Consider the following 1,607-nt stretch of genomic DNA (forward strand, 5'->3'; position numbering starts at 1 on the left):
GGGGAACTGGAACGGGACCTTCTCTCGATTGTCTGGCGGCTGGGAACAGTTACGGCTGAGCAAGCGCGCGAAGAGCTAAACCGGCCTTTGAAGGACTCGACAATACGCACCGTGCTGCGGCGCCTCGAAGAAAAGGGTTACCTGGCGCACAGTGTGGAAGACCGGACCTTTCTTTATCGTCCTGCGGAATCGCGGCAGCGCGTCGCGGGTCGGGCGGCGAAGCGCATCGTCGACTGGTTCTGTGAAGGATCGGTGGAAGAGTTGCTGGTGGGAATGGTGGATTCGAAAGTTCTGGATCAGGCCGAACTGCAGCGTCTCGCCACGCGTATCTTCGAAGCGCAGAAGCGGGCCGGCGGCCAAATCACTCCTGTCGAAATGAAAAAGGAGGCCAAGCAATGATCTCCTCGATTCTGGTTGAAGCGGCGCTTCGCTCTGCAGTTCTGGCGCTGGCCGTTTGGATTGGTTTGCGAATCTTTGCCGTGCGCAACGTGCTGGCGCAAAAATGCGCGTGGGGACTGGTGCTGGCTGGGGCGCTTTTGATGCCGATGGTGCTTCCGATGGCATCGCACTGGAATGTTTTGCCAGCCAATGTGAGAGTCGTACTTCCGGCCGATCCGCAGACGCTGCTTGAGGAATTGCAGGCGAGGATTCAAGCCAAGACGTCGCCCGAGCAGCCGGTAGCGGCGGATGCGGCCGCGGGCGCTGGCACGCTGCAGGTTGACCAGCAGTCGGGGCTATCGGTCCGCGAACCATCCGGAAGCCGCGTACCTACGTCAACACTGCCTGAATCCTCCGACGCGAATTTGGTCGAGGATATGCAGCCTCGGCCGACGGCGCAGACTGAATCTACGACGCCTCGCGCAATCGCTCCGGCGCGTGCAGCCACGCCACCGCGTGCAGCGTTCTCGCTATCGAAGATCATTCTTGTGCTTTATCTCTCCGTCGCAGGCGTATTCCTTATTCGACTCGCCTACGGATTGATTATGGCGCTTCGACTGTATTCGGGAGCGAAGCCGATCTCCGCCGATTTGGTGATAGCTCAAACCACTTGTGTCGACATTCGTTGCAGCACAGGAGTTTCGTCTCCCGTTACTATTTGCTCGGCGATCATTTTGCCGCCGGATTATGCCACCTGGGATAGCGAGAAGCTGCGCGTGGTACTGGCACATGAGCGTTCGCACATCCGGCAGAGAGACTTTTATCTGCAGCTGCTTGCGGGGATCTACGCTGTCGCGTTCTGGCCGAGCCCGCTGGGTTGGTGGCTCAAGCGCAAACTTTCAGATCTGGCTGAGGCAATCAGCGATCGCGCGGGACTGGAAGAGGCTTCGGATCGCACTTCGTACGCGCAGATTTTACTTGAATTCGCGGCATCGCCGCGCCCAACTCTTGTAGGGGTCGCAATGGCCAACAGTGGATCTCTCTCGCGCCGCATCGAGCGGCTTTTGAACGACGTTTCTTTCCGGCAGGCGTTTGCGGGTACACGACGCGCCCTGGTTGCCGTGCTGGTGGTGCCGGTTGCGTTGTTTGCAGTTACAACGCTGGTGCGCGTGCAGGCCGCGGGGCAACAGGCGCCAAGCGAAGTTCCCGCTCCGCCCTGTCTCTTATAC

General features: G+C 59.6%; 2 protein-coding genes. Both read left to right on the forward strand.

Annotation, left to right across the window (positions count from 1 at the left end; genetic code table 11):
* A partial coding sequence (locus WA354_RS18995; RefSeq protein ID WP_472814590.1) for a BlaI/MecI/CopY family transcriptional regulator occupies nucleotides 1-399 on the forward strand: 399 nt, incomplete at its 5' end.
* Nucleotides 396-1,607: M56 family metallopeptidase (locus WA354_RS19000; RefSeq protein ID WP_472814591.1), on the forward strand; the 1,212-nt coding region annotated here is incomplete at its 3' end. The genes WA354_RS18995 and WA354_RS19000, both read left to right, overlap by 4 nt.

The sequence above is a fragment of the Occallatibacter sp. genome, assembly GCF_049802275.1.
Taxonomy (GTDB): domain Bacteria; phylum Acidobacteriota; class Terriglobia; order Terriglobales; family Acidobacteriaceae; genus Telmatobacter.